The 25,604-nt window shown below is 73.1% G+C and carries 25 protein-coding genes and 8 pseudogenes; 16 read left to right on the forward strand and 17 right to left on the reverse strand.

Going from position 1 to position 25,604, the window contains the following annotated elements:
* Positions 1-8 precede the first annotated feature (8 nt).
* Positions 9-875, reverse strand: coding sequence for a DUF4132 domain-containing protein (locus tag OG332_RS02120; RefSeq protein WP_327411807.1), 867 nt, complete (start codon positions 873-875; stop codon positions 9-11).
* A 201-nt stretch (positions 876-1,076) separates the two neighbouring features.
* Here OG332_RS02120 and OG332_RS02125 point away from each other — a divergent pair, with 201 nt between their 5' ends.
* Positions 1,077-1,814 (forward strand): HNH endonuclease family protein, encoded by a 738-nt coding sequence (locus OG332_RS02125; protein ID WP_327411808.1) that lies wholly within the window; start codon positions 1,077-1,079, stop codon positions 1,812-1,814.
* Positions 1,811-2,098, forward strand: a complete 288-nt coding sequence (locus OG332_RS02130; protein ID WP_327411809.1) for a hypothetical protein — start codon at positions 1,811-1,813, stop codon at positions 2,096-2,098. Before OG332_RS02125 ends, OG332_RS02130 begins: the two co-directional genes overlap by 4 nt.
* Before the next feature lie 6 nt (positions 2,099-2,104).
* Here the strand turns inward: OG332_RS02130 and OG332_RS02135 are convergent.
* Together OG332_RS02135 and OG332_RS02140 are read right to left on the reverse strand one after the other, a co-directional pair.
* Positions 2,105-2,329 (reverse strand): annotated as a pseudogene (locus OG332_RS02135) (hypothetical protein); the annotation flags it as partial.
* Positions 2,330-2,404: 75 nt separating this feature from the next.
* Positions 2,405-2,938, reverse strand: a complete 534-nt coding sequence (locus tag OG332_RS02140) for a GNAT family N-acetyltransferase (RefSeq protein WP_327411810.1) — start codon at positions 2,936-2,938, stop codon at positions 2,405-2,407.
* A gap of 150 nt (positions 2,939-3,088) precedes the next feature.
* Between OG332_RS02140 and OG332_RS02145 the strand changes: the two genes are divergently transcribed.
* A complete protein-coding gene (locus tag OG332_RS02145) occupies positions 3,089-4,363 on the forward strand; it encodes a sulfite oxidase (RefSeq protein WP_327411811.1) in 1,275 nt (424 codons plus the stop codon).
* An 8-nt stretch (positions 4,364-4,371) separates the two neighbouring features.
* On the opposite strand, the gene OG332_RS02150 is transcribed toward OG332_RS02145, so the two are convergent.
* The gene (locus OG332_RS02150; RefSeq protein ID WP_327411812.1) at positions 4,372-4,818 is read right to left on the reverse strand and encodes a hypothetical protein; all 447 of its coding nucleotides are present in this window, start codon (positions 4,816-4,818) and stop codon (positions 4,372-4,374) included.
* Positions 4,819-4,839: 21 nt separating this feature from the next.
* On the opposite strand from OG332_RS02150, the pseudogene OG332_RS02155 reads away from it, so the two are divergent.
* Positions 4,840-5,367: pseudogene (locus OG332_RS02155) on the forward strand (AAA family ATPase); the annotation flags it as partial.
* Between the two features lie 11 nt (positions 5,368-5,378).
* Positions 5,379-6,563, forward strand: coding sequence for a vWA domain-containing protein (locus tag OG332_RS02160; protein WP_327411813.1), 1,185 nt, complete (start codon positions 5,379-5,381; stop codon positions 6,561-6,563).
* A 335-nt stretch (positions 6,564-6,898) separates the two neighbouring features.
* Here the strand turns inward: OG332_RS02160 and OG332_RS02165 are convergent, their stop codons facing one another.
* On the reverse strand, positions 6,899-7,327 hold the full coding sequence (locus OG332_RS02165; RefSeq protein WP_327411814.1) for a hypothetical protein: 429 nt from the start codon (positions 7,325-7,327) through the stop codon (positions 6,899-6,901).
* A gap of 391 nt (positions 7,328-7,718) precedes the next feature.
* On the opposite strand from OG332_RS02165, the gene OG332_RS02170 reads away from it, so the two are divergent.
* Positions 7,719-8,282 carry a hypothetical protein gene (locus OG332_RS02170; RefSeq protein WP_327411815.1) on the forward strand — a complete coding sequence of 188 codons (564 nt, stop codon included), beginning with the start codon at positions 7,719-7,721 and terminating at the stop codon, positions 8,280-8,282.
* A 195-nt stretch (positions 8,283-8,477) separates the two neighbouring features.
* On the opposite strand, the gene OG332_RS02175 is transcribed toward OG332_RS02170, so the two are convergent.
* Both OG332_RS02175 and OG332_RS02185 read right to left on the reverse strand, forming a co-directional pair.
* Positions 8,478-9,014 carry an AAA family ATPase gene (locus OG332_RS02175; RefSeq protein WP_327411816.1) on the reverse strand — a complete coding sequence of 179 codons (537 nt, stop codon included), beginning with the start codon at positions 9,012-9,014 and terminating at the stop codon, positions 8,478-8,480.
* 345 nt (positions 9,015-9,359) lie between these two features.
* Complete coding sequence (locus OG332_RS02185; RefSeq protein WP_327411817.1) at positions 9,360-9,650, reverse strand: DUF7336 domain-containing protein; 291 nt, start codon at positions 9,648-9,650, stop codon at positions 9,360-9,362.
* A 358-nt stretch (positions 9,651-10,008) separates the two neighbouring features.
* On the opposite strand from OG332_RS02185, the gene OG332_RS02190 reads away from it, so the two are divergent.
* On the forward strand, positions 10,009-10,782 hold the full coding sequence (locus tag OG332_RS02190; protein ID WP_327411818.1) for a maleylpyruvate isomerase N-terminal domain-containing protein: 774 nt from the start codon (positions 10,009-10,011) through the stop codon (positions 10,780-10,782).
* A 197-nt stretch (positions 10,783-10,979) separates the two neighbouring features.
* Here OG332_RS02190 and OG332_RS02195 read toward each other — a convergent pair.
* The 3 genes and pseudogenes from OG332_RS02195 to OG332_RS02205 all read right to left on the reverse strand — a co-directional run.
* Positions 10,980-11,207: pseudogene (locus tag OG332_RS02195) on the reverse strand (ISKra4 family transposase); the annotation flags it as partial.
* A 133-nt stretch (positions 11,208-11,340) separates the two neighbouring features.
* Positions 11,341-11,616 (reverse strand): annotated as a pseudogene (locus OG332_RS02200) (helix-turn-helix domain-containing protein); the annotation flags it as partial.
* Between the two features lie 230 nt (positions 11,617-11,846).
* On the reverse strand, positions 11,847-12,131 hold the full coding sequence (locus OG332_RS02205) for a hypothetical protein (protein ID WP_327411819.1): 285 nt from the start codon (positions 12,129-12,131) through the stop codon (positions 11,847-11,849).
* 470 nt (positions 12,132-12,601) lie between these two features.
* On the opposite strand from OG332_RS02205, the gene OG332_RS02210 reads away from it, so the two are divergent.
* Positions 12,602-12,865, forward strand: a complete 264-nt coding sequence (locus tag OG332_RS02210; RefSeq protein ID WP_327411820.1) for a hypothetical protein — start codon at positions 12,602-12,604, stop codon at positions 12,863-12,865.
* On the opposite strand, the gene OG332_RS02215 is transcribed toward OG332_RS02210, so the two are convergent.
* Positions 12,843-13,817, reverse strand: coding sequence for an isopenicillin N synthase family dioxygenase (locus OG332_RS02215; RefSeq protein WP_327411821.1), 975 nt, complete (start codon positions 13,815-13,817; stop codon positions 12,843-12,845). The two genes, OG332_RS02210 and OG332_RS02215, sit on opposite strands and share 23 nt — an antisense overlap.
* Positions 13,818-14,057: 240 nt before the next feature.
* Between OG332_RS02215 and OG332_RS02220 the strand changes: the two genes are divergently transcribed.
* Positions 14,058-14,810 (forward strand): VOC family protein, encoded by a 753-nt coding sequence (locus OG332_RS02220; RefSeq protein WP_327411822.1) that lies wholly within the window; start codon positions 14,058-14,060, stop codon positions 14,808-14,810.
* 53 nt (positions 14,811-14,863) lie between these two features.
* On the opposite strand, the gene OG332_RS02225 is transcribed toward OG332_RS02220, so the two are convergent.
* From OG332_RS02225 to OG332_RS02235, 3 genes are read right to left on the reverse strand one after another with little or no spacing between them, the layout of a single operon-like run.
* On the reverse strand, positions 14,864-16,954 hold the full coding sequence (locus tag OG332_RS02225; protein ID WP_327411823.1) for a xanthine dehydrogenase family protein molybdopterin-binding subunit: 2,091 nt from the start codon (positions 16,952-16,954) through the stop codon (positions 14,864-14,866).
* A gap of 37 nt (positions 16,955-16,991) precedes the next feature.
* A complete protein-coding gene (locus OG332_RS02230; protein WP_327411824.1) occupies positions 16,992-17,999 on the reverse strand; it encodes an FAD binding domain-containing protein in 1,008 nt (335 codons plus the stop codon).
* The gene (locus tag OG332_RS02235) at positions 17,996-18,604 is read right to left on the reverse strand and encodes a (2Fe-2S)-binding protein (protein WP_327411825.1); all 609 of its coding nucleotides are present in this window, start codon (positions 18,602-18,604) and stop codon (positions 17,996-17,998) included. Before OG332_RS02235 ends, OG332_RS02230 begins: the two co-directional genes overlap by 4 nt.
* Positions 18,605-18,858: 254 nt before the next feature.
* Between OG332_RS02235 and OG332_RS02240 the strand changes: the two genes are divergently transcribed.
* The gene (locus tag OG332_RS02240) at positions 18,859-19,047 is read left to right on the forward strand and encodes a DUF6381 family protein (protein ID WP_189744743.1); all 189 of its coding nucleotides are present in this window, start codon (positions 18,859-18,861) and stop codon (positions 19,045-19,047) included.
* Between the two features lie 221 nt (positions 19,048-19,268).
* On the forward strand, positions 19,269-20,093 hold the full coding sequence (locus tag OG332_RS02245) for a DUF1206 domain-containing protein (protein ID WP_442816325.1): 825 nt from the start codon (positions 19,269-19,271) through the stop codon (positions 20,091-20,093).
* A gap of 24 nt (positions 20,094-20,117) precedes the next feature.
* Here the strand turns inward: OG332_RS02245 and OG332_RS02250 are convergent, their stop codons facing one another.
* A complete protein-coding gene (locus tag OG332_RS02250; RefSeq protein WP_327411827.1) occupies positions 20,118-21,476 on the reverse strand; it encodes a M64 family metallopeptidase in 1,359 nt (452 codons plus the stop codon).
* 138 nt (positions 21,477-21,614) lie between these two features.
* Here OG332_RS02250 and OG332_RS02255 point away from each other — a divergent pair, with 138 nt between their 5' ends.
* Positions 21,615-22,994, forward strand: a complete 1,380-nt coding sequence (locus tag OG332_RS02255; protein ID WP_327411828.1) for a helix-turn-helix domain-containing protein — start codon at positions 21,615-21,617, stop codon at positions 22,992-22,994.
* Here OG332_RS02255 and OG332_RS02260 read toward each other — a convergent pair.
* Positions 22,957-24,039, reverse strand: a pseudogene (locus tag OG332_RS02260) (MFS transporter); the annotation flags it as partial. The gene OG332_RS02255 and the pseudogene OG332_RS02260 sit on opposite strands and share 38 nt — an antisense overlap.
* A gap of 118 nt (positions 24,040-24,157) precedes the next feature.
* Between OG332_RS02260 and rpmG the strand changes: the two are divergent.
* The 3 pseudogenes from rpmG to OG332_RS02275 form a co-directional block, all read left to right on the forward strand.
* Positions 24,158-24,265, forward strand: a pseudogene (gene rpmG, locus OG332_RS02265) (50S ribosomal protein L33); the annotation flags it as partial.
* A pseudogene (locus tag OG332_RS02270) lies at positions 24,265-24,403 on the forward strand (cobalamin biosynthesis protein CobW); the annotation flags it as partial. The pseudogenes rpmG and OG332_RS02270, both read left to right, overlap by 1 nt.
* A 7-nt stretch (positions 24,404-24,410) precedes the next feature.
* Positions 24,411-24,491: pseudogene (locus OG332_RS02275) on the forward strand (30S ribosomal protein S18); the annotation flags it as partial.
* A gap of 63 nt (positions 24,492-24,554) precedes the next feature.
* On the opposite strand, the gene OG332_RS02280 reads toward OG332_RS02275, so the two are convergent.
* Positions 24,555-24,794 carry a DUF6158 family protein gene (locus OG332_RS02280; protein WP_327411829.1) on the reverse strand — a complete coding sequence of 80 codons (240 nt, stop codon included), beginning with the start codon at positions 24,792-24,794 and terminating at the stop codon, positions 24,555-24,557.
* A gap of 160 nt (positions 24,795-24,954) precedes the next feature.
* Here OG332_RS02280 and OG332_RS02285 point away from each other — a divergent pair, with 160 nt between their 5' ends.
* On the forward strand, positions 24,955-25,587 hold the full coding sequence (locus OG332_RS02285; protein WP_327411830.1) for a TetR/AcrR family transcriptional regulator: 633 nt from the start codon (positions 24,955-24,957) through the stop codon (positions 25,585-25,587).
* The last annotated feature ends 17 nt before the right edge of the window (positions 25,588-25,604 follow it).

The raw sequence follows: 25,604 nt of genomic DNA on the forward strand, positions 1-25,604 counted from the left end.
GTTGGTGCTCACGCGTTCCCGCCCTCCTCGATCTTGCGCCCGGCGTACAGCGCCGCGGCCATCCGCATGCCCTCGGACCAGGCCACCGGTCCGACGGCGGCCAGGGGTACCGTCCGGCCGTTCTCGTCGTGCCAGCTCAGGGCGCCGGTGGTGGTCTCGTCCTCGTAGTAGGGCTCGCCGATCCACACCGCCGCCTCCGCTCCGGCCCCCGAGTCGCGGACCTTGCAGGTCGCGTAGCCGCCGGAGACGCGGTAGCCGAGGCCGGTGGCCCGGGCGGCGAGGCTGAAGCGGGTGGGGAAGACCCCGCCCGCGTAGTCCCGGACCTCGGTGGCGGTGGCGGTGAGCCCGTCCGGCTTCTGCCACGTCGCGCGGTGGATCTGCTCGACCCGCTGCACGATGCCCAGCTCGGCCGCGAAGTCCCGTACGTCGTCCAGGTCCGGCAGCAGCACCGGGTGGGGCAGGGTCACCGTGCGCGGGGAGAGCCGTACGGTCTCGCCGTCGAGGTTGACCACCTTCAGTTCACCGGAGGCGGTGGCGTCCCGCAGGAAGCCCACCTCGTCCGGGTCGTCGCCGACGACGGCCATGTCGCGCAGGGCGTGCTGCCAGGCCTCGTCCGGCCAGACCCGGGCGATCAGTCCGGTCGGGACGGGCAGCGAGGACACCATCCAGCCGTCGACCTGCGCGACGCAGGCGGCCTCGTGCCGGTCGAGCCATTCGGCGAGCCGGCGCAGCCGGTCCACCTCGGGATGGTCCTTCAGCGCCTTCGGCAGCGTCTTCAACTGCCGTCCCGCAGCCCGGCCGGTGGTGGACCTCGCCGCCACCCGTCCCTCCACCAGGGCGATCTCGTACCCCTCGCCCGCCGCCAGCCATGCCATCAGCCCGTGCCCCTCCGCCTGTCACCTACGGTTCCGCGCAGCCCTGACAGGGGGGAATGAACCCCCTGAGCTGCGGTATGCCGGGAGACTAGCGAGCCCCACTGACAACGCCCGCCGGAGGGTCCGTGGCCGGTTTTATGTCCGGTTCTGGGTAGTCTTCCGGGGGACAGTTGCGCAGCGGAGCCGACTCGGGGTGGGGTTATGGGACGTCAGATAGGTGTGTCCGGTGCGGTCCTGGCGGCCGTACTGCTGGCGGCCGCGGCCGGCTGCTCCGGTCCGGCCGCGCCGGGCGGCGGGGACGCGAAACCGTCCGCGACGCGGACCGCACGGCCCCCGGACCGGAAGCCGGATTCCACGCCGGATTCCAAGCCGGGCGGCGGGGACGTGCTGCCGGGAATGGTCGGCACCGCCGTGGCGCGGACCCAGTTGGCGGCGCTGAAGGTGGCGCCGGTGGGCACGATGGCCGGCTACAGCCGGGACAAGTTCACGCACTGGGCCCAGCAGGGCGACAAGTGCGACACCCGCGAGGTGATCCTGGAGCGCGACGGCTCCGGCGTCACGCGGGACACGGAGTGCCGGGCGGTGTCCGGCACCTGGAAGAGCCTGTACGACGGGGTGGTCGTCACCGACGCCTCGAGGATGGACATCGACCACATGGTTCCGCTCGCCGAGGGGTGGCGCTCCGGCGCGGCAGGCTGGGACGCCGCCAAGCGCAAGTCCTTCGCCAACGACCTGACCAACCCTCAGCTGCTGGCCGTGACGGCGGCCTCGAACCGTTCCAAGGGTGACCAGAGCCCGGACCTGTGGCAGCCGCCGGACAAGTCGAGCTGGTGCCAGTACGGGCGGGCCTGGACCACCGTGAAGTCCACGTACGGGCTGACCGTCACCGAACCGGAGAAGAAGATGCTCACCACGATGCTCGACACCTGCACCTCATGACCGGAGCGCACCACCGGCAGTGGCAGGACCGGGTGACCGCCGGGCCGGGCGGCGCCATGACCGACGAGGTGGGCGTCATCACCGGCCCGCTCACCCTGTGCACCACCGCCGTGGCCGGGGACCTGGCCCGCTTCGACGTCCAGTACGAGGGCGCCGACGAGTGGTACACGCTCACCGGCAGCCCGCTCCCCCACCACGGCGATCCGGCCGCCCTGCACGCCGCGGCGCTCGCCGCGGTCCGCCGGGGCGGCGCGGCCCGGGCCCCCGGTACCGCGCCCGCCTGAGCCCGTTCAGAGGACGGCGATGCCGAGCGGCCTGGCGCCCGCCGGGAGGCGGCGGGCGGCGCCCGTCTCCAGGTCGACGACGGTGATGCCGTTCCAGTGGCCGTCACGGGTGTAACCGCCCGTGACGTACGCGCTCCGCCCGTCCCGGGACACGCCCACGTCCTCGTGCGGGCCCTGCAGCGGGTACACCCGCTCGCTCCCGTCCGGGGAACGGACCGTCAGTGACGGGCCCCTGCCCGTGACGGAGCGCGGGAGCGGTCCAGCCGACCCCGGGGTCGGCCGATCGGCTGATGCGGGACGGCCGGATCAGGCCTCGTATTCCGTGAGGTCGATGCCGTGGACCCGCACGGAGGTCCCGTACCGGGGGTCGGTGGTGTCGCGTTCCGTCACCATGCCCAGTTTGCGGATCACGTTCTCGGACTCGGTGTTGCTCATCCGGTTGATCGCGACGACCCGGTCCAGGCCGCGGTCCTGGAGAGCGAACTCCAAGGTGGCGTGGGCGGCCTCGGAGGCATAGCCCTGGCCCCAGTACTGGCGGCCGAGCCGCCAGCTGATCTGCACGTCCGCCCGGGCGTCCGGCAGGTTCTCGAGCACCGAGAGACCGACGGCACCGATGAGTTCGCCGGAGCCGAGGAGCTCGACGGCGAAGAGCCCGAAGCCCTCGTCGTCCCACTCCTCCTCCCAGCGCTCGATCTCCTCGGCCGTCTCGTCCAGGCCGAGGGTGGAGCCGTCACCGATCCAGCGCATCACCTCCGGATCGGCGTTGATCTCCGACAGGGGGACGAGGTCGTCGTCGGTCCAGAGGCGGAGGAGGAGGCGGGGGGTACGGATCTCGGTCATGCCCCACATCCTGCCGAAATTCCGCCGACCAGCGGTAATCGGCCGTTGCGGCAGTGTTTCGAGTGCGTGGCCATCCCCGTGGGAAGGTTCCCGCGGCTCGCCCCGGGCCTCTACGGTCCGTCGGGAACCGCGACCAAGGAGTGCACCGCCATGCCGCTCGATCTGTCGGACGAGAGCCACTACGACCGCACGCGCCTGCGGCAGTGGGCACGCGGCCGCGCCCGCTCCGCCGGGGTGGACCGCCGCGACCTGCTGAAGCTGTTCGCGGTGGGTGCCGCGGCCGGATCGCTGAGTGTGGCCACGGGCGCACCGGCCGCGGCTGCGGTCCCGCCCGTCGCGGCTGCGGGCCCCGTCACCGTCAAACCGCTGCCGCCCGAGCTGTTCACGCTCCGCGACACCAACGCGGAGACGAACTTCGCGGCGCTGCGCGGCACCGGCCCGCTCACCCCGATCGACCGGTTCTTCGTGCGCAATCACACCTCCACCCCGCGCGTCGATGCGGGCGGGTGGCGGCTGAAGGTGTGGGGCGACGGGCTCGCGGGCGGCCCGGTGGAGTTCTCGTACGAGCGGCTGCGGGCCCTGCCGGCGGTCGAGCGGACGCTGTTCATCGAGTGCGCGGGCAACGGACGGAGCTTCTACACCACGCAGCAGGGCCAGCCGGTGACGGGCACCGCCTGGACCCTGGGCGCGATCGGGGTCGCGCGCTGGCGCGGGGCGCGGCTGTCCGACGTACTGCGGCTCGCCGGGGTGGCCCGCGGCGCCGTCGACGTCCTGCCGAGCGGGCTGGACGACGAGGTGATCGCGAACGGGGTGAACCTGGGGCGGGTGCGCCGCCCGCTGCCGGTGGCGAAGGCGCTGGACGACGTCCTGCTCGCCTACGAGATGAACGGGCAGCCGCTGCCGCCCGACCACGGCGGTCCGGTGCGCCTCGTCGTACCGGACTGGGTCGGGATCTCCTCGATCAAGTGGGTCGGGGACATCGAGGTGAGCGACGAGCCGCTGTACTCGCCGTGGAACACCGACATGTACCGGCTGTTCGGGCCCGAGCACCCGGCGCAGGGCGGCGCCCCGCTGACCCGGCAGACCCTCAAGAGCGCCTTCGAGCTGGAGTTGGGGGCCACCCTGCCCGTGCACCGGACCCGGCTGCTGACCGGCCGGTCCTGGTCGGCGGCGGCCCCCGTCACCGGCGTCGAGGTCAGCACGGACGGGGGCGTCCACTGGCGGCGGGCCCGGATGCACGACGCCCCGCGCCGGGGCGGCTGGGTGCGCTGGTCGCTGCCGTGGACCCCGCGGACGACGGGCGAGACGGCGCTGCTGGCCCGGGCGACCGACGCGAGCGGGCGGACGCAGCCCGAGACCTCGGTCCACAACACGCAGGGCTACCTCTTCGACGCGGTCGTGCGGCACCCGGTGACCGTGGTCTGAGGAGCGGTTCAGGGGGTGTGGAAGCGGACCTCCGGAGCGTCGGCCGACGGGCCGTCGAGGAGGGGCCGGGGGGAGCCCCGCAGGTGCTGGTCGAAGAAGGCCGCGACGTAGCGCCGGGTCAGCTCGACGGAGCGGGCTCCGGGCAGCGGGGCTCCCTGGTCGGGCAGGCCGAGCTGTTGGCCGATGGCGGGGAAGTCGGTGAAGGTGAAGTGGCCCGAGTCCGCGAAGGTGATCCAGCGCTTCCATCCGTCGAGCTTGGACCAGTCGCGGTCCCAGGACTTCATGCCCCCGGGGCCGCTGTCCTGCGCTCCGAGCAGCATGAAGGGGCGCCCGCCGAGCCCGTCCTCGGGGACCGGGGTGTGGAGTCCGCCGTCCATGTTCACCCCGGCCCGGATCCTGGGGTCGATCGCCATCGCGGCGACCGCGGAGGCGCCGCCGATGGAGTGCCCCGCCATCGCGATGCGGCTCCGGTCGATGAGGGCTTCCTCACCGCCCGCCCGGGCCTGGTCCACCACATGCCGGCCGAGGCGGCCGGACGGGGCCGCGGCTGGCCCTCCCCGCGCACCTGGGAGATGGCCCTGAGGCTGCTCGCCACCGGGTACGCGGCCTCGACGGGCCGGGAGGCACTGGCCGCCGCGCTCACCGGCGCCGTGGGCGAGGCCGCCGGCATCGAACTGCTCTCGTACCTCGAACACCTCGACCTGCCCGACCCGGACCGGGTGCTGGCCGACCCGGCCGCCTTCGCCCTGCCCGAGCGCGGCGACCGGCAGCTGGCCTTTCTCATCGCCGTGGTCGCGGCCGTGCAGAGCGAGCTCACCCGCCCCCGTTGGGAGGCGGGCTGGGCGGTCCTCGCCAAGGCCGTGGACGCGGGCGTACCGGACGTGGCCGCCCGCGCCGCCGCCGACCTCGCCGCGATGCGCGACCTCGACTGGCCGGTGCCCGCGGGCATCGACGCCTTCGTGGAACTCCGCCAGCTGTCCGGCGCGTTGCCGGGCGGCGACTGAGCCGGTCCGCCGTGCGCCTGGACCTCGACCGCGCGAAGCTGCTGGCAGCCCGGTACAAGGCTGCCGAGGCCCGTCCGTACCTCGCCTCCGCGCTGTACGCCCTGACCGTGGTCCCCTCGGCCGGGGTACGCACCATGGGCGTCGACCGGCACTGGCGCTGCTACGTCTCGCCCGCCTTCGTCGAGGCGACCCCGGTGGCGCTGCTGGCCGGGGTGTGGGTCCACGAGGTTGCCCACCTGCTGCGCGACCACCACGGCCGGGCCGAGCGCCTTCCCGCCGCCGACCAGCGCGATCCGGTCCGGGTCAACATCGCCCAGGACTGCGAGATCAACGACGACCTGCTCGCCGACGGGCTGGCGCTGCCCGAGGGCCGGATGGAGCCCAGGCTCTACGGCCTGCCCACGGGCGGCCTGTTCGAGACCTACCTCCCGGCGATTCCCCCGACGCCCCACGGGCCGGACTGCGGTTCCGGCGCGCACGGCACCCCCACTCCCTGGGAGCTGGGCGAGGACGGCGGGCCGGCCCGGGTCGGCCCGGTGGAGGCGGAGGCGCTGCGCCGGCAGACCGCCCAGGCCGTACGGGCCCACCAGCGCACCCGGGGCCGGATCCCCGAGGGCTGGGCCCGTTGGGCCGAGGAGCTTCTGGAGCCCTCCGTCGACTGGCGCCAAGCCCTGGCCGGAGCAGTCCGCGAGGCCGCCTCCTGGGCGGCCGGCGCGGTGGACTACACGTACCGCCGCCCCTCGCGCCGCACGCCCGCGCTCGGCGGCCGGGTGGTGCTGCCCAGTCTGCGCAGGCCGCTCCCGCGGGTGGCCGTCGTCATCGACACCTCGGGATCGATGGGCCCGGAGGACCTCGCGGCCGCCCTCGCCGAAGTCACCGGCGTCCTGCGGGAGGTGGGCGTCGGCGGCAACCGGGTCGCCGTCCTCGCCTGCGACGCCGACGTGCACGCCGTGACCCGGGTGCGCAGCGCCGGCGAGGTGTCGTTGGCCGGCGGCGGAGGCACGGACATGCGGGTCGGCATCAGCGCAGCGCTGGCCCTGCCCGACCGGCCGAACATCGTGGTCGTGCTGACCGACGGGTACACGCCGTGGCCGGACGAGACACCGTCCTGCCGCCTGATCGCCGCGCTGGTCGGGGATGACCCGCCCGCGCCCCCGGCCTGGGTGGAGACCGTACGCGTCGACCTCGCCACGTAGGCGTACCGACCCGCACGATCTCTCGCCCCCGGGCTCAGCGCCGGCTGTCTCAGCAGGTCGCGCGGCGGGTGCAGACCGGACAACTCCGAGCCGTCGGCCCGGTGGACCACCGCATGGTCCGACGGGGTGAACGGTGCGCCGTTGATCGCTTCCACCACCAGCACATGACGGACTCCGGCGAAAGCTCGTACGGCTTCTCGACGGTCCCGGCGGGGCACCGGGCCGTGGAGTCGCCCCGGGGACCAGGAGGAGCGTTCCGTCCAAGGTCCACAACCGATCAACGGAGCCGGTCCATTGCAGAGACCACGCACGACGACCACCGGGCACGTCCCCGCTCAGAGGGTCAGGCTGACGATCCAGTAGTCGTACTCCTCCGCGGTGACGCCGCAGATGTGGCCGCCGGAGCCGGACCGCGCGATGAATTCGATCCGTCCTTGGTCGTCCACGAGGCGGGCGACGTCGGCACCGTCCGTGAGACGCACGCGGACCCAGCCGACCCCGGAACTCCCCGTCACGACCGCCGTGAGGAGGAACGTCCCGTCCTCGTCGATGACATCGGCTCGGCGGGCATGTTCGAGCCACAGCCGGTGGACTCCTCCCAGGTCTCCCTTGAGGGGGAAGGAGGCACTGGGCTCCACGCCGAAACCCGCCATGGCCCGCCAGGCCGTTTCGACCGACGGTCCGGGTTCGTTGCCCTGGACCCTGTCCACATCGAAGCCGCTGCTCCGGATGAGTTCGACGAGGCCGTCCCCGCTGGTGCGCATTGTTTTTCTCCTCGTAGAAGAACTGGAGCTCCGGCGACGCCGGCAACCACTGGGTCAGCGCGGCGAGGCGTGGGCCCGCTTCACCTCGCCGAGGTCTTCGGGCTCGGTGAGCAGACCACGAGGCGCCACGCGGACTCCGCACGAGCGCTACTGGAACACGCCGGTGTCCAGCGATGCCGGGCAAGAAGCGAGCCCCCGAGCGCTCGCACGCCGCGTGCTCGCAGGCGGGCTGACACCACAAGGGTTCCCTTTCCCGCGCGTATGCGCGGCCGAGCCCAGATGGGGCTCGCGCTGGGTCGTCGGCGCAAACTCGGCGGCACCCGGCAGTCTGCTGGTCGGCGATTGGCATGATGGGCAGCGGCAAGTCTCGGGTGTCTCTGGAGGAGCGAGTATGGCGTTCACGACCGGAGTCGCCGAACGGGACGAGTGGTCCTATTCGCCGGCTGTCGGCGTCGGACCGCTCCGGTTCGGTAGGACCGTCGACGAAGTGGTCGAGGCGGCTGAGATGCTCGGCCACTCGAAGGTCAGCGATGGCGCACGGGACCACGCGGTCTTCTCGCCGACTTGGAAGGTCGAAGTCCACCGTCGCGGGGTGGCTCCTTCACCGCCTGCCGTCACAGCCTATGTGAGCCAAGTGGTGGGGCTGTTCTGCATCGCTGCCGACGCCGTGCACGGTCCTCAGGTCGCGTACGACGGACTCCCGCTGGTCGGGAGAGACCTGTCGGAGTTGGAGAGCGACGCAATCGCGTATGCCGAGGCAATGGACGTGCACTTTCGCCACACGCCCGAGGGCTACGCGGGACCGGATGATTCCGGGGTCGTGATCCGCGGGCAAGCGGTCGGGCAGGCCCTCCGATCGCGTCCGTTGTTCATGGTGACGCGCGACGGCGCGCATACCGAATGGGATTCCATGCCCTCCGAGGAGTACCGCGTAAACGGCCAGTCCACGACCTGACGTGGTGTGACGCATGACGTGGGGTGGAGGCGATGCGCGGCGGAACATGCCGCGGCCGCTGGCGCGGGCGAGCCGGGGCTGCTGCGCCAGGTAGGCGCGCACGAGGCTGGCGACGGGTCCGGGCAGCGGCGGCGGAGGGCCTCCGAGCCGGACAGGGGGATCCCCTGGCGGAACGGTCCAGCAGCCCGGTGGTCACTACCAGTCGGCTGCCCTGATCACGGATGCGGCGACGTCGGGGACGGAGCCTGTGGTGGAATCGACGGTGAAGTCGTCGACCGCGACCCGGCTGAGGATTCCGTCCAGTTCAGCGGACCGGTCCAGGTGCCATCGCAGTGCTTCGGGCTCGCCGTCGTGGCGGTGGGCCAGACGCTGGTGAATGACGGGCAGTTCAGCCCGCAGCCAGCACACCGTGAGGTCAACGCCTACGGCATCGGCCAGTTGCTTCCGCTCATCCTGCTGCTCGATCACGCCGGCGAGTACGAGACGCGTCGCTCCTGCATCGAGGTAGTTGCCGGCGATGCTCCGCAGGTTCCGCAGCAGCATGTTGAAGTTGAAACGGTCACCGGGAGGAGCGGGCCACGACTGCCTCAGCCAGTCAAGGTCGAGCACGGCATGAGCGGTCCCGGCCTCGGCGAGAAGGTCCCCCACCGCCTCGGCAACGGTGGTTTTGCCCACACCGACGGTGCCGTTGATCAAGAGGGCCCGAGCGCCCCGGGGGCTGTCCGTGTGCATCTCGGCATCGTACGTCGAGGCGCACGGACCCCGGATGGGCACCCTTGTCCGTGGCCGCCACCGACAGGAAGCGGCAGCGGCAGCGGCTGCTACTCGATCGGCGACGACACCCTGCGGGGCATCAACCGCCGCCGGAAGGGCACCGCGAACACCCTCGCCGCACTCCGTTCGATCCGCGCCGCCCGCCCCGACGGACCTGCGCCAGCGCAACGCGAACGCCCGCCATCCCGACGTCCTGGCCGCCCAACGCAAGGAACGCGCGCGCATCCGCAGCGAAAAGGGCCTTCGCTGGGGAGGAAGGACATTCACCGAAGCGGCGTGAACGGCCTGCCTCTGCAGGGTCGCTCACCCGAAGGCCTGGACCGGCACGCGGACGAAGCCCTCGGTCCAGTGGTCCTCATCGAGGTCGTACGCTCCGATCTGGAAGCAGTCTGGCTCGTCGGCGAAGCCCGGTAGAAGACGCGCGGGCCGGATCCGCTCTTCGGCCACGGCCTCGGAGGAGTAGATGCCGAGCAGCTTGACGTCGTCGCCGTCCTGCTCGTTGACGAACACGCCCTCGTCGTCGAGGTGAATCGTCTCGTCGTTGGGGCCGGCTTCGTTCTGGTGGCTGATGTGCCAGAGGGGATAGACCTTCACGGGCGCAGGCTCCCCGGGCCCATCCGGTGAACGTTCCCGGTCAGAGCACCTAGCTCTCGTTTCACTCCTCTGGCGCTGGCGCCGCCGGGCCGCACACCACTCAGGCCGCTGACATCGGCCAGGGGTGCGGATTGCTGGGAGTGACTTCGTAGGTCAAGCAGCGAGTTGGTAGCGGGCCTGGTGGTTGTGTTGGTGCTCTTGGCCCAGATGGTAGGTCCAGTAGCGGTCGAAGTCGCCGTTGGCGAGCAGTGCGCGGAGTTTCAGGACGGCTTCGGCGCCGGCGCTCCGCCCGGCCGTCGACGCGTTCGTCCGACAAATTCGCTACCCGGCGGCCGGAGCGCCGTGATACACAACCGAGGTGCAAAACATTTTGGAGTTCCCCGAGGTCCTGCGGCTGATCGAAGACCGCTCGGCCGCGTTCCGCGCCGCGATCGCGTCCGCCCTCGACCTTGACGTCCAGGTCCCGGCCTGCCCGGACTGGACGCTGCGCGAACTGGCGCAGCACCTCGGCGACGGCCGCCGCCGCCAGGCCGCCATCGTCGCGGCGGGCCCGGGCGCTGAGCCCCCGGCGAGGACGGACCCGAAGGGCGCCCCGACCGCGCCCCGCGACCGCGAAGCCCTGGACGCCTGGCTCGCCGAGTCGACCGAGCTCATGCTCGACGCGATGCGCGAGGCCGGCCCGGACCGCGGCTGCTGGACCTGGTGGGGCCGCTCGCAGGCCCCGGAGACCAGCGGAGCCGTGGCCCGGCACCAGATCCAGGAGATCGCCGTCCACACCTACGACGCCCAGCTCACCCAGGGGGCCGCACAGCCGCTGCCGACGGACGTCGCGGTCGAGGGCGTCGACGAGTTCCTGACGACCGTCTCGGCGACGACCGTCCCCTGGCCGTTCAAGCCGGCGACCATCGACCTGCACACGACCGAGGGCCGCTCCTGGCGCCTGACCCTCAACGCCGACGGCGTCCGCTGCGACGACCTCGCCGCCGACGCGGAGCCGGGCGACATGGCGATGCGAGGCGCAGCGAGCGAACTGGTCCTCTACTTCTACGAGCGCGTCCCGCTCGACGGCCTGGAGACCACCGGCGACACCGAGCCGATGGAGCAGCTCGCAGACTGGGACCCGAACGCGTAAAACGCGCACTTGTGACGCATCTGTCGGTTGTGCGCGCGCTCCTGCGGGCGCCACTGGGCCCGGGGTTGCGGACATCGCGCGGCTGCGGGCAGGCTGCGGGCCTGCTGTTCAAGGGCGAAAGGCGCACCTGCGGGCGGCTCGCGCTCGACTGGGGACAGTGCGCGGCGGGTGCAGATTGCTGAGACTGACCTCGTAGATCAAGCAGCGAGTCGGTAGCGGGCCCGGTGGTTGCGCTGGTGTTCCTGGTCGAGGTGGAAGGTCCAGTAACGGTCGAAGTCGCCGTTGGCGAGCAGGGCGCGGAGTCTCAGGACGGCTTCGGCGCCGGCCAGTGACCATCGGGCTCCGGTGATGTCCAGGCGGTCGCCGATCAGGTGGCGGCAGGCACCTTCCACGATGCCCGTGGCGATCGGCCATCCTGCGGCCAGGCATCGTTGAGGGCCGCGAGTGCAGCCTGCCAGCCCGGCCCCACCTCAACCGAACCCTCCGCAGTCCCACAAGACCGGTGCACGTAACTCTGTACTTCGTGGAGCACTCGGAGGAGTACGGCGACACGTAGACCAGGTAGGCGAGCAGTTTGCGGATGGACCAGCGGGTGAAGGGCTGGCCGAGCTTGGTCGGGCGGGTGGTGGCCGTCTGGACGACGAAGTCCTCGTCGTCAGGGCTGAGCAGGCGGGGACGGCCTCCCCGCCCACCGAAGGTCCAGGCAGGCCGGGCCGATCTGGTTGAACCGGTGGATCACGTCCCGCACCGTGTCCTCGTCGGCCTGCGCCAACTGGGCGATCCTGGAACTCGGTTGCCGCCGGCCGAGGCCAGCCGCATCATCGCCCGTCGATAAAGCCGGCTCAAGCACCAGGGGCTCGTCCGCCACCTCAGCGATCCATGTCAACAGCACCACAGCACTATCCCTGCACAGCCCGGGCCACACGAACCACCACAAGGAACGACGCCCGAGGCCGGATCTGGCGGCGCCGCCGCCCGAGTGCGGCGCGTCGGAGCAGCTTGCCGACGAAGCTCCGGCGGACCGGCCGATCGCGCTCCGAAGCGGGTGCTCGCGCCCGACGCCGCTACGCGGAGGCGACGACCTCGCCTGCTGTGACCTGCGGCGGGTTGGGGAGGAGCGAAGCGAGGTTCTCGCGCACGAAGTCCGCCGCCCTCTCGATCGATTCGTCGGCGCCCGCACGGTCCTGGAACACGCTGGTCGAAACCATCACCCCGTTGCCGGCATCGACCCAGTAGTAGGCCACGAATCCGGCGACCTGGCGCATGATCGGCACGAACCCCTCGTCGACGAGGCGTCCGGCTTCGGCCGGGTCGGTCACGCCTTCGTACCTCCGGACTGCTGCGTACATGGCTGGTCTCCTCAACGTGCTCGGCGTCGTCGCAGCGTAGATGGCGTACCCGCCCGCCACGTGTTCGGCTCGCGAGGCGCCCGCCAATCACCGGAAGAGCCCTCGCCCGGTCGTACGAACGGTCGGCCTGTGCGGGTCGGGCGCGCCCGCCGGCCCGCCCCCACGGTGCGGCGGAGCGGCTGGTCGCCGCCCGGCCCGATGAAGGCGTCCGGCTGCGCCGGCGGCGAAAGGCATCCGGCTCGATCGCCTCCAGCAGCCGTTCCCACCGCCCCGGCCGCGGCGTCGCCATCAAGCTGCTGGCGAAGAATCCCGCTGACCACTTCGGCAAGTGCTGCACCGTGTTCGGCCACGTCACCCAGGCGGACAGCTCCACCGGGTCCACCAGCGTCCGCGCTCACGCCTGCGGGGAGAGGCACCAGCCCGAGTGCGGGTTCAGCTCCGACTGCGATACGAACAGCATCTTTATCGGAGTGATCCTCACCTACGGCCGCAACCAGCAGGGCGCCGCGGACACCGCGGCCGCCATCGAGAAGGCGGGCGGCACGGCCGTCGCGCTGCACCTGGACCTCGGTGGCAGCGACGGCTTCGACGGCTTCCGCGACTCCGTGGCCGAGGCGCTCCGCACGATCTGGAACCGCGACACCTTCGACCACCTGGTCAACCGCGTACGGGGAGTCCCGCCCGAGGAGGGTCCTGCCTCCGCCTCAGGTCTCATCCCCCCTCCGTCACGCTGATCGCGTCGAGCTTGCCGCGCAGGTACGCGTGGGAGTCGACGGGGTCGTGCACCACCCGGCCGACGGGGGCCGGGAGGGACTCCACCCGGGTGTGGGCGTCGCATTCGTAGAAGTACACGAGCGAGATCAGTTCCTCGGCCGGGGTGTCGGCGGGCGGGGGCAGTACCCGGTGGCGTCCCGCGCGCCAGCGGTCGCCCGTCCAGCGGGCCATCAGGTCGCCGATGTTGACGGTGAGGGCGGCCGGGTCGTAGGGCGCGTCCTGCCAGCCGTCGGCATCGGTGTGGATCTGCAGACCGCCCGCGCCGAGCTGCCGGTCGAGGACCGTGACCGTACCGAAGTCGGTGTGCGCACCGATGCGGAACTGGCCGGGCAGCGGCGGGCCGACGGTCTCCGTGCCGGGGTACCAGTTCACGTTGAACCCCCAGGTGGGGTGGGAGGTGTGGCGCGTGAAGTGGTCCTCGGCGAGGCCGAGGGCGGCGGCCAGGAGTCCCAGCAGTTCGTCGGAGAGGGCCCGCATCAGGCCCAGGTACTCCGTCACCAGCGGCCGCAGCTCCGGCACCTCGGCGGGCCAGGCGTTGGGCCGGAACCACTCGGCGTCCACGGCGGGGTCGCCGGTGGGATCGTCCGCCGCCAGAGACCAGGACTCCTTGAGGTCGGGGGGCGAGGCTGTGCCCTCGGCGTAGCTGTTGGCCTCCGCGCCGGGGCCGAGCCAGCCCCGGCCGCCGACCGTGACGGCGTACGGCTCCTTCGCGGCTGCCGGCAGCCGGAAGAGCGCGCGCGCCGCCTCCCTGATCCGCGCGGGCAGCGCGGGGTCCACGCCGTGGCCGGTCACGAGCAGGAAGCCGGCCGCGCGCAGGGCATCGTCGACGCGCGCTGCCGTACGGGCGCGGTCCTGCGCTCCGCCGGACCGCCACGGCCCGAGATCGATCACGGGGACCGGGGAACCGACCATGGGAGACCTGCCTTCCGGGGCTGCGGGGTGGCGTCCGGCACCGAGGTTATCGCCGGACGCCGCCGGCGGGGACCGACACGGAGCGTGATTCTCGGACACCTTCCGTGTGCCTGCATTGCCGTCGGCCGCGAGGAACGCCACAAAAAGGGCCAGAATGTACCGAGGGGCCCCTCAGGGACGGAGCGAGCGGTGGAGATTTCGACGAGGGAGGTCTTCGGGGCACCGTGCTGGGTGAGCCTGATGACCCGCGACCTCGAGACGGCCCAGCGTTTCTACGGTGCGGTCGCGGGCTGGAGATTCCGGCCGGCCCGCCTCGGCGAGGCCTTTTCGGTGGCGTACCTGGGCCGGGTCCCGGTGGCGGGCATCGGAGCGCTGGCCGCGGATCTGGGGGTCGCGGTGGCCTGGACCCCGTACTTCGCCGTCGACGACGCCGACGTGGCGGTGGACCGCATCCGGGAGCGGACGGGCACCATCGCGGTCGGCCCGGTCTCCTTCGATTCCGGCGGCCGCGCCGCGCTCGTCGCCGACCCCGACGGCGCGGTCTTCGGGATCTGGGAGGGCGCTGTGGCGGCGGACTGGCGGGCGGGCAAGGGCCCGCTGCCGGCCTGGCTGGAACTGCGTACCCGCAACGCCCTCGACGCGGCGATCTTCTACGGCGCGGTCCTCGAATGGGCCACCGAACGCCCCGGGTGCTGCGAGGTCTCCTACGAGGAGGACCAGGTCGTGCTGCGGCAGAACGGTGAGCCCGTGGCCCGCCTGAACAGCGGCCCCGTCGAGCTCGCCTCCTACTCCCCGCACACCAGGCCCCGCTGGCACGTCCACTTCCGCGTGCCCAGGCTCCGGCCGGCTATCGAGGCCGCCGTCGCGCTGGGTGGACGCACGGTCTCGGACATCACCTCGAACGCGGTGGAGCGGTGGGTGACGCTCCGCGACCCGGACGGGGCCCTGTTCACCCTCACCACCCTGCTCGGCGCGGACACGGACCTGAGCTGACGCCCCCGGCCCCCACTGGCCCCGCCCGGGCCCGCCTGGTCCGGTGCGGCAGGTCAGCCGAGTGCGGCCAGTACCCGGTCCGGGGTGAGGGGGAGCTCGCGCAGCCGGCGCCCCGTGGCGTGGCGGACGGCGTTGCCGATCGCGGCGGCGACTCCGACGATGCCGATCTCGCCGATGCCCTTGCCTCCCACCGGGGTGAGGTGGGCGTCGTCCTCGTCGATCCAGTGCGCCTCGACGGCGCGCACGTCGGCGTTCGCGGGCACGTGGTAGGCGGCCAGGTCGCTCTCGGCGAAGTCGCCGTGGGCCGGGTCGACGCCGCTGTGCTCGGTCAGGGCCATGCCGAGGCCCATGACCATGCCGCCGATGAACTGCGACCGGGCCGTCGTCGGGTTGAGGATGCGCCCGGCCGCGTACACGCCGAGCAGGCGGCGTACCCGCACCTCGCCCGTGACGGTGTCGACCTGGACCTCGGCGAAGTGCGCGCCGAAGGCGTGGCGGGCGTACGGGGATTCCTGCCGGACCGACGCCGTGGTGTCGGCGAACGCGGAGAGCCCCTCGGGAGGCAGCGGCCCCCGGTGCCGGGCCAGCTCCGCGGCCAGGGCGGTGCAGGCGTCGTGGACCGCCCAGCCCCAGGAGGCGGTTCCGGAGGAGCCCCCGGCGAGCGAGGCCGCGGGCAGGCCGGTGTGGCCGATGGCCGCCGTCACGGATGCGAGCGGCACGTCGAGGGCGTCGGCGGCCACCTGCGCGAGGACGGTGCGGGCGCCGGTCCCGAGGTCGGTGGCGTCGATCTCGACGAGGTAGGTGCCGTCGGGCCGGGCACTGGCCCGGGCGGTGGAGGGAGCGATCCAGACGGGGTAGGTGGCGGCGGCCATGCCGGCGCCGACGAGCAGCGGCCCCTCGCGGCGCGGGGTGCGCGCGGCGGCCCACCCGAACCGGTCCGTGCCCTCCCGCAGGCATGCGACGAGGTTCCTGCTGCTGAAGGGCCGGCCGCTGTCGGGTTCGCGCGTGGGCTCGTTGCGGATCCGCAGCTCGACGGGGTCCATGCCGAGCTCGTCGGCCAGTTCGTCCATGGCCGATTCCAGGGCGTACATGCCGGGGGTCTCCCCGGGGGCGCGCATCCAGGAGGGGGTGGGCACGTCGAGGGCGACGACGCGGTGGGTGGTGCGGATGTCCGGAACGGCGTACATGACCCGGGCGGGTACGGCGGCCTGCTCGACGAACTCCCGTACGCGGGAGGTCTGGGTGGTGACGGTGTGCGTGAGGGCGGTGAGGGTGCCGTCGCGGCGGGCACCGAGCGCGATCCGGTGCAGGGTCGGCGACCGGTAGCCGACGGTGGCGGCCAACTGGCGGCGCGGCAGGGCGAGTTTGACGGGACGTCCGGTGTGCAGGGCGGCCATGACCGCCAGGACCACGTGGGGGCGCGGGGTGCCCTTGCATCCGAAGCCGCCCCCGATGTGCTCGCAGACCACGTGGACGTGCTCCTCGGGCAGGCCGAACAGCGTGGACAGCGTCCTGCGGACCAGGTCGGCCCCCTGGCTGGAGTCGTACACGGTCAGCCGCCCGCGCCCGGCGTCCCAGGCGGCGGTGGCGGCGTGCGGCTCCATGGGGTGGTTGTGCAGGGCCGGCACGCCGTAGGCGCACTCGATCCGTACGGGCGCGGCGGCGAGCGCCGCGTCGGGGTCGCCCTGTTCGCGCTCGGCGGGATAGCCGCCGTTGGCCTCCTCGGGTACGTACACGCCGGGGTGGTCCTCGCGGAAGCCGACGTCGTGCGGTTCGGGCGCGTAGCTGATCCGTACCGCCTCGGCGGCGGCGCGCGCGCCCTCCGGGGTGTCGGCGACGGCCAGGGCCACGTACCAGCCGCGGTGCGGGACGGCGGTGTCCTGGAGCAGCCGCAGGGTGGGGTCGTCCGCCGGGCCCAGGCGGGGTGCGTCGTACGGGGTGAGGACGGCGAGGACGCCGGGCAGTTCGAGCGCGGCGGCGATGTCCACGGCGGTGACCCGGCCGCGCGCGACGGTGGCGGGCACGGGCCAGGCGTGGGCGCAGCCGGGCGGGGTGTGGTCGGCGGCGTAGCGCGCGGCGCCCGTGAGCTTGTCCGGGCCCTCGGCGCGGACGGTGGGCGTACCGAGTGCGGTGTGCGCGGGCATGGCCGGCTCCTCTGCGGGGTGCGGCTGGGGGGTGCGGCTACGGGCTGGGGCGGGCGAGTGAGTGGAGTGTGCCGAGGGCGTCGCAGGCGAGGTTGCGGGCGAGCACGACCTTGTGGGCGTTGTCGCGCAGGGGCCTGGCCTCGGCCAGCTCCGCCTCGGCCGCCTGCCGGAAGGCGTCGGCGGTCGGCTCGGCCCCGGTCAGCGCCCGTTCGGCCGTGGTGGCCCGCCAGGGCCGGTGGGCGAGCCCGCCGAAGGCGAGGGCGACCCGCCGGATGCGGCCCGTCTCGTCGTCGAGGTCGAGGACCGCGGCGACGGAGGCCAGCGCGAAGGCGTACGAGGCCCGGTCGCGCGCCTTGCGGTACAGCGAGACGGCGCCGGGGGCGGCGGGGGGCACGAGCACCGCGGTGACGATCTCCCCGTCGCACAGGACGGTGTCCTGCTCGGGGCGGTCTCCGGGCAGGCGGTGGAAATCGGCGGCCGCGACGGTCCGGGTGGCGCCCCCGGCCCCGTACAGCTCGATGCCGGCGTCGAGCGCGGCGAGGGCCACGGCCAGGTCCGAGGGGTGGGTGGCGATGCAGTGGGCGGAGTGTCCGAGTACGGCGTGGTCGCGGTGGATGCCGTCCCGGGCGGCGCAGCCGGTGCCCGGCTCGCGCTTGTTGCACGCCTTGGAGACGTCCTGGAAGTAGGTGCACCGGGTGCGCTGGAGCAGGTTGCCTCCGGTGGTGGCGATGTTGCGCAGCTGCGCCGACGCCCCGGCGAGCAGCGCCTGGGCGAGGGCCGGGTACCGGGCGCGTACGAGGGGGTGGGCGGCCACGTCGCTGTTGCGGGCCGTGGCTCCGATGCGCAGGGCGCCCCCGGGCAGTTCCTCGATGGCGTGCAACGGGAGGCGGGAGATGTCGATGAGGGTGCCGGGGGTCTCGACACCGAGTTTCATCAGGTCGACGAGGTTGGTGCCGCCGCCGAGGTAGCGGGAGCCGAGGTGGGCCGTGTGGGCCTCGGTGGCCTCTTGGAGGCTGGTGGCCCGGACGTAGCCGAAGGGCCTCATGCGACCACTCCCGCAGCGTCGGCCCCGCCTGCCGTGTCCGCCGCGCCTGCCGCGTCCGTCACGGCCTGGACGATGGCCGGGTAGGCGCCGCACCGGCAGAGGTTGCCGCTGAGCCGTTCCCGGATCTCCTCCGCGGTCAGGGTCACGGGGCCGGGCGCGGCCAGGGCGCCGGCCGGGGTCGCGGCGGAGGGGTGGCCGGCCGCGGCCTCCGCGAGGGCTCCGGCGGCGGAGCAGAGCTGGCCGGGTGTGCAGAAGCCGCACTGGAAGGCGTCCCGTTCGAGGAAGGCCCGCTGGAGCGGGTGCGGGCCGCCGCCCGGCACGGTGGCGGCGAGGCCCTCCACCGTGGTGACCTCCGCACCGTCCTGCGCGACGGCGAGCAGCAGGCAGCTGTAGGCCCGCCGCCCGTCGAGGAGCACGGTGCAGGCGCCGCACTGTCCGTGATCGCAGCCCTTCTTCGCCCCGGTGAGGTCCAGTTCCTCGCGCAGGACGTCGAGGAGGCTGACGCGGTGGTCGGGCCGCAGGGCGTGGTCCGTGCCGTTGACGCGCAGCGTGATCGGGGTGCGGGTGGCGGGGGCGGCGTGCTGTGCGGGGTCGGTTCGGCTCACGACCACAGGCTCTCCGAATGTCCGCGCTCCGGCATCCGTAGAGGGCCGTTCGCGCGCAGCCGGTCGCGTGCGGCCATGGGTCGTGGGTTGTGGGTCGTGGGTTGTGGGTCGTGGGTTGTGGGTCGTGGGTTGTGGGTCGTGGGTTGTGGGTCGTGGGTTGTGGATCACGCTCGGTGACGCTTCGAGATGCGGGCGCACGGCAGTGCTGGTTCGCTGAATCCGCCCGCTCTCCCCCACTGATCCAAGGAGCGATCATGAGCGTTTCAGGCGAATCCCGCGGCCGGTCCCAGCAGATGCGCACCAAGGCCAAGGAGCTGAACGACGCGGCCGAGCGTTCGACCGACCCGGAAGAGCGCCGGCGGCTGAAGGAGAAGGCCCGCCGCCTCCAGGAGCAGAGCGAGCAGGAGGGCCGGATGGACGACCGCGGTATGGACCCCATGTAGCCCTGGAGCCCGCGCCCCGCGTCTCTCCCCCGTACCCCGGCCGGTGGCCGCCGCGTTCCGTCGCGCGGCCCCCGGCCGGCGCGTTCCCGTCGCGCGGCGGCTCGGCCGCCCCGCATGGAGGCGTGGCGCGGGGGTAGCCGCGCGGAGAGATGTCCGGCACGCCGTGCGGCGCGTACGCGTCCGCGAGCCGCGCCGGACCGAGCGGAAGGGGGCTGATCCTCATGGTCGGCCGAGCGGCGGGAGAGGGCGCCCGGACCGGGTCCCGGGGCGGCACCGGCCGGGAGGTGGTCGCCCGGTGCGGGCTGGTCGCACGCGGTGTGCTGTACGTGCTCGTCGGCGTGCTCGCGGTCCGTGTGGCCTTCGGCGAGGGGGGCCAGGAGGCGGACCGTTCGGGCGCGCTCCAGGAGCTCGTACACAAGCCCCTCGGCGGTTTCCTCGTGTGGGCGGTCGGTGTCGGCTTCGTGTGCATGATGCTGTGGCGGCTGTCGGAGGCGGTGTTCGGCGCCGCCGGTCCCGACGGCGACAAGGCCTCCAAGCGGCTGGCGTCGGCGGCCCGGACGGTGTTCTACGGGGTCGTCGCGTTCTCGGTGCTGTCCTTCGCGGCCGGATCCGGCGGCGGGCGCTCCAGCGACGAGCAGTCGCGCGACGTGACGGCGACGGCGATGGACCTGCCGGGCGGCCCGTGGTGGGTGGGGGTCGCCGGGGCGGCCATCGCCGTCGGTGGCATCGTGATCGCCGTGCAGGCGGCCCGGCGCTCGTTCTGCAAGCAGCTGGAGATGGACCGGGTGCCCGAGGGCGTCCGCAAGGCGGTCGAGTTCCTCGGCGTCTGCGGCGGCGTGGCCCGCGGCGCGCTCTTCGCGGCGGCCGGGGCCTTCCTCGTCTACGCGGCCGTGCGCTACGACCCCTCGCAGGCGAAGGGCGTCGACGACACCCTCAGGGCCTTCGCCCAGACCCCGGCGGGACCGTGGCTCCTCGTGTTGGTCTCCGCCGGGCTCGTGCTGTTCGGGCTGTTCTCCTGGGCGCTGGCCTGCTGGCGCCGGGTGTGAGGAGAGTGACGGGTGGGGCTCCTCTCAGAGCCTGACCGTCCAGGTGGCCGTGGACCGCAGCGTACGGACGATCTTCGGGTCGCGTACCGAGGCCGTACGGTCCTCGGCCGTGACCGACAGCCGGTGCGTCCGGAGGTCGAACAGCCACAGCTCCGCCACCGGCACCTCGGTGCGGCCCTCGAAGCGCTTCAGCTCCCGGCCGTCGAGGTACCAGCGGACCACCAGCTGCCGGCCGTCCGCGCCGTTCAGCCTCGGTACGGCCGCCTTCGCCGTGTGCCGCATCCGCAGGGTGCGGTCGGTCGGAGTGAGCGGGGTGACGACCCGCGCGTGCTGGTAGAACCCGGCGATCATGGACTCGACGCCGGGCAGGTTGAAGGGCTTGCCCAGGACCCGCATGAGCGAGTTGTCGGTGGGCCGGTTGAGCCCGGTCACGAAGTAGTTGCCGCCCTCGTAGGCGCCGACCGTGCCGCCGTCGGGTGACTCCTCGCCGAGCCAGCGGTACCACTTGGCCCGCTGCGCGGCCATCCGCTCGGCGGTCAGGGCGCTGCTGTTGGATTCGGCGGGCTCGGGGCCGGTGTACTTCTCGTAGTCGGGGACGCCCGGGTAGAAGTACTCGTCGGCGAGCTTGCCCAGCGAGTGGCCGGTCTCGTGGATGGCGACCTGGCCGGACTTCGGATGGCCCGCCGAGGCCGTGGAGATCCCCTCGTAACCGAGGGTGGCGCTGGGCTCGTTGTAGCCGGCCCCGCCGTACTTGGCGCTGTTGGCCAGGACGACGACCAGGTCGGCCGCGGGCGCCTTCGCCACGTACGCGTCGACCTTGGGCTGGTCGATGCAGAGCAGCCGCTCGATGCCCTCGCACCAGAAGTACGAGCCGAGGGCGGTGTCGCGGACGGTGGCGGGGTCGGGGTCGCCGGAGACGCCGGAGTCGTGGGAGACCGCGTCGACCGTCCAGACGTTGAAGAGGTTCCGGTAGGTGGTGTACGGCTCGACGGCCGTCACCTCGGCCCACTTCTGCTCGGCGTCGGCGTGGAAGCGCGCCAGCTCGGCGGCGGTGTAGCCGTCGCCGATGACCACGACGTCGAGCCGGTCGGCGGTGGAGCCGTTGTCGATCAGCTTGGTGACCGCCCCGTCCGCCTCCCGCTGCGCCGGGGAGAGCCGGCCCGCGCTCTTCGCGGGGCTGCCCGCGGCCGGCACCCGGGCGTGGCCGGATCCGGCGTCACCGCCTTGCTCGGGTCCCGGTATCTCCACCTCCACCCGGCTCTCGGCGGCCGGCGGGTCGGCCGCGTCCGCGGGCCCGGCGGCCACCAGCGCGGCGGCCGCGCAGACCGTCGCGACGGCCGCGCGCAGCGCCGTGCGGACGGCCGGACGTCTGACTCGAACCATGAAGTCCTCCCCCGGAAACGGAAGTTAAGCAGTTTGATAAATCTGGTGAAGCGGATGCTTAAACTAGGTGGCGCGCGAGAGGTGCGCAATGCCTGCTCCCCCTGAATACTGGGGAGTTCGAGCAACAAGGGGGACTTCATGGACGAACCGGCCCTGATCGGCCGCAGGGTTCAGCGCATGCGTGGTGAACTCGGTCTGACCCAGCGGCAGTTGGCGGATCCCGCGTACACCTCGGCCTATATCTCCACCCTGGAGTCGGGCAAGGTCCGCCCCTCCGAGACCGCGCTGCGGTTCCTCGCCGCGCGCCTGGGCACCTCGTACGAGGAGCTGACCACCGGCCGTCCCGCCCACCTGGCCACCGAGCTGCGGTTCGCCCTCACCGACGCCCAGCAGACGCTCGCCACGGGCGCGGCCGCCGAGGCCGCCGTACGCTACCGGCACCTGCTCGCCGAAGCCGAGGACCTCGGGCTCGTCCCCGAGCAGGCGGAGGCCCGGCTCGGGCTCGGCGAATGTTCCCTGGAGGCCGGTGAACTGCCCGACGCGATCACCCACTTCGAGGCCGCCGAACGCCTGCTGGCCGACCAGCCGCTGCCCCGCCGCGCCCGGCCCATCCGCGGCCGCGCCGTGGCGCACCTGCTCGCCGGCGAGCTGCGCTACGCCTGCTACCTCCTCGAGTCCACCATCGACGAGCTGGGCGCGAGCGGGCTGTCCGATCCGGACGCCCTGGTGCTGCTCCACGCGGCGGTGATCGGGCCGTACATCGACATGGGCGCCCATGCCCGCGCGGCCCACGCCGCCGAGCTCGCGCTCGCACTGGCTCCGCAGGTCAACGATCCGGCGCTGGTGGCCGGGATGCACCGGCAGGTGGCCCGGACCTTCCTCGCCGAGGGGCGGGTGGCCGACGCCGACGCCTCCCTCGCCAAGGCCCAGGCGATCTACGGGCAGTTGCGGCTGCGGACGGATCTGGCGCACTGCCACTGGATGCGCGGCTACGTACAGGCCCAGAACGGCGAGCTCGCCTCGGCGGAACGGGAGTTGCGCACGGCCCGGGACATGTTGTCGGCCCGGCGCGCGGACCTCTACACGGCCCAGGTGGAGGTCGAACTGGCCGACGTACTGCGGCAGCTCGGCCGGTACGAGGAAGCGGCCGGGCTGCTCTCCGCGCTGCTGGACCTGGGGGACCGCCACGGCGCCGTGCACGCGGGCGGCGCGCACCGGCTCCTCGGCCTGATGGCCGAGGAGCGCGGCGACACCGAGTCGGCCGAGGAGCACTACGTGCAGGCACTGGCGCTGCTCGAGCGCAGCGGGGCGACGGGGGACCTCGCCGATCTGTGCCGGCTGCTGGGCGACCTGATGCGGCGTACGGGCCGGGTGGAGGCGGCGATGGACGCCTACCGCACGGGCCTGGGCCACCGGGCGGCGCCGGGCACCACCACCCTGGGCCCGGCGCCCGCCGCGCCCGCGTTCCGGCCCGCCCGGCTCAGTGGTTCTCGGTGGGCCGCAGGTCGCGCGGAATGAGCGCCCAGGTCGTGGCCGCCGCGACGACCGCGAGGCCGCCGGCCAGCAGGAACGCCGGGGTGATCGCCAGAGTGTAGGCCTGCGAGGCGGTGTCGAGCAGGGCCTGGCCGACGGCGCCGCCCAGCCGTTCGGCGGTGTGCGCGGCCTCGCCGACCGAGTCCCGTACGGCGGCGGCGGTGGGGCCGTCCAGGTCGAGGGCGGGCAGGTTGTCCCGGTAGAGCACCGCCGCGGTGGAGCCGAGGACGGCGACGCCCATGGCCGAGCCGAGCTCGTAGCAGGTCTCCTCGATGGCGGCGGCGCTGGAGACCTCGGCCGCGGGTGCGGCGGAGACCAGGGTCACCGAGGCCACGGTGGTCGCGATGCCGGCGCCGGCGCCCATCACGGTCAGGGCGGCCGCGAAGGCCGGGTAGCCCAGGCCGGTGAACTGCTGGAGGGTCCAGGGCAGGGCCATGCCGAGGGCCAGGACGACCAGTCCGGCGCCCAGCACGTGGCGGATCGCGAAGCGCTGCATCAGCGAGGGGGCCACCATCGAGGCGGCGATCAGCGCGAGCGGGGCGGGCAGGAGGCGCACTCCGGCCTGCAGCGGGGTGTAGCCCTCGCCGCACTGGAACCACTGGGTGACCAGGAACAGGATCGCGCCCATGCCCACCATGGGCAGGAAGATCGCGGTGGCCGCGACGCTGAAGGCGGGCTTGGCGAACAGCCGGACCTGCAGCAGCGGGTTGTCCAGGTGCAGCTGGCGGCGTACGAAGACGGTCAGTGCGACGGCGGCGACGAGGAGCAGGGCCCAGGGCAGCGGGTCGGCGACGCCGCTCTTGCCGAGCTGCTTGATGCCCCCGGCCAGCGCGAGCATGCCGACGACCGACTGGCCGACGCCCCACCAGTCCCAGGCGCCGCTGCTGCGCGGGGAACGCGATTCGGGCAGGTAGCGCAGGCCGGCCGCGACCATGACGGCGGCGACGGGGAGGTTCAGGAGGAAGGCGGAGTGCCAGCCGTAGTCCTGGACGAGGAGTCCGCCGACCACCGGTCCGAAGGCCATGCCGCCACCGAAGACGGCCGGGGTGCGGGCCGGTCCCGTTGCCCGGCCGTCACCAGGACGACTTGGTGACCCCCGGCAGGAATCATTTTATTGAAAATGGAAACCATTGCCATATGTTAGCCTCATGGCACGCACCGAAGTACGCCCGATCGTCAAACTCCGCTCCACCGCAAGAAGCGGCTACACGTACGTCACCCGCAAGAACCGTCGCAACGACCCCGACCGCATGGTGACACCCTGCCGGCCTGGGAGGCCGCGGGGGGGCGCGCTCTGCGTGGAGAACACGGGTCCGTGGCTGGCCTCGCTGCCGGACGCCGCCTGGGAGACGGTGCCACCCGTGCGCAGGGCGGCCGCCGCCCTGGGCTGGCATCTCGTAGAGCGCGCAGCAGCAGCGCCGGCTCGCCACCGCGGTCGAGAACGCCCGCGAGATGGCCCTGCTCCCCTACGCCGCGCGGTGACCGGACTCCGGCGGTCCGGCCCGTACGGGGCCGGCCGCCGGGTACGAGCCGGGCGCTCGGCGACTACTCGCCCGCTCGGGCACGGGCGCCCGAGCGGGTGCGGCCCGCGGTCTGGGCCCGCTGCGGGTGGCGGCGTACGTACTCGTGTTCCAGCTCGTTCATCCGCTTCGTGTGGGTGACGAGCGCGTCGTCCGACCCGTGCAGCAGGGTCTCGTGGCGCGTGCGGTGGATGGCCTCCAGCTCCTTGAGCAGCCTGCCCTCCTCCAGCTTCCGCGCCGCCGGACCGCCGTCGTGCTCCGTCATGGCACGTGCACCTCCTCCGCCGGTCGGCGGGTTCACGCTCGGGCTTCACCCCCGGCCACTCCATCATCCTCCGCGGCGCGCCGTGCGTCCTCGTCAGCCGCCCCCAATCACGGGCCAAACTTAGTAGACACTGTCTACTCGCGCTGGTAGACAAGGGTCCATGGACCAGGAGAGACCCCTTCGGGAACGGCTGATCGACGTCGGTGCGGAGCTCGTCACGAGCGAGGGAACCGGCGCACTGGGGCTGCGGGAGATCGCACGCAGGGCAGGCGTCTCGCACGGCGCGCCCCGCCGGTACTTCCCCACCCACCACTCCCTGCTGTCGGCGATCGCCCGGCGCGGGTTCGCGGATCTCGGCGAGCGGATCGCGGCCGTGACCGCGGAAGCCGGCTCCGGATCCGACGCCGACGCCGACGCCGAGAAGCCCTCGGCCCGGGAGCAGGTCCGGGCGATCGGGTGCGCCTACGTCGGCTACGCGCTGGAGCAGCCCGGAATGTTCGAGCTGATGTTCCGGCACGACCTGCTGGACAGCACGGACCGGGGCCCTTCCGACGAACCCCGGCTGCGGGAGTCGACCCTGCCGCTGTTCCGCCTCCTCCTCGCGCTCGTCTCGCGTTGCGGGGCGGCCGAACCCTCCGTCACCGCCGCCGCGCTGTGGGCCAACCTGCACGGCGTGGCGCAGTTGTGGCGCTGGGGCAGTCTGCCGCTGGTCCTCGGTGAGGACCGGTCCGCCGGTGTCGAGCGCATGGTCGGCGCAGCCGTCGACGCACACCTCGGGGGTGCACCCGCGTGAGGCAGCGGATCTCACTC

It is taken from the genome of Streptomyces sp. NBC_01233, from assembly GCF_035989305.1.
Classification (GTDB): Bacteria; Actinomycetota; Actinomycetes; order Streptomycetales; family Streptomycetaceae; genus Streptomyces.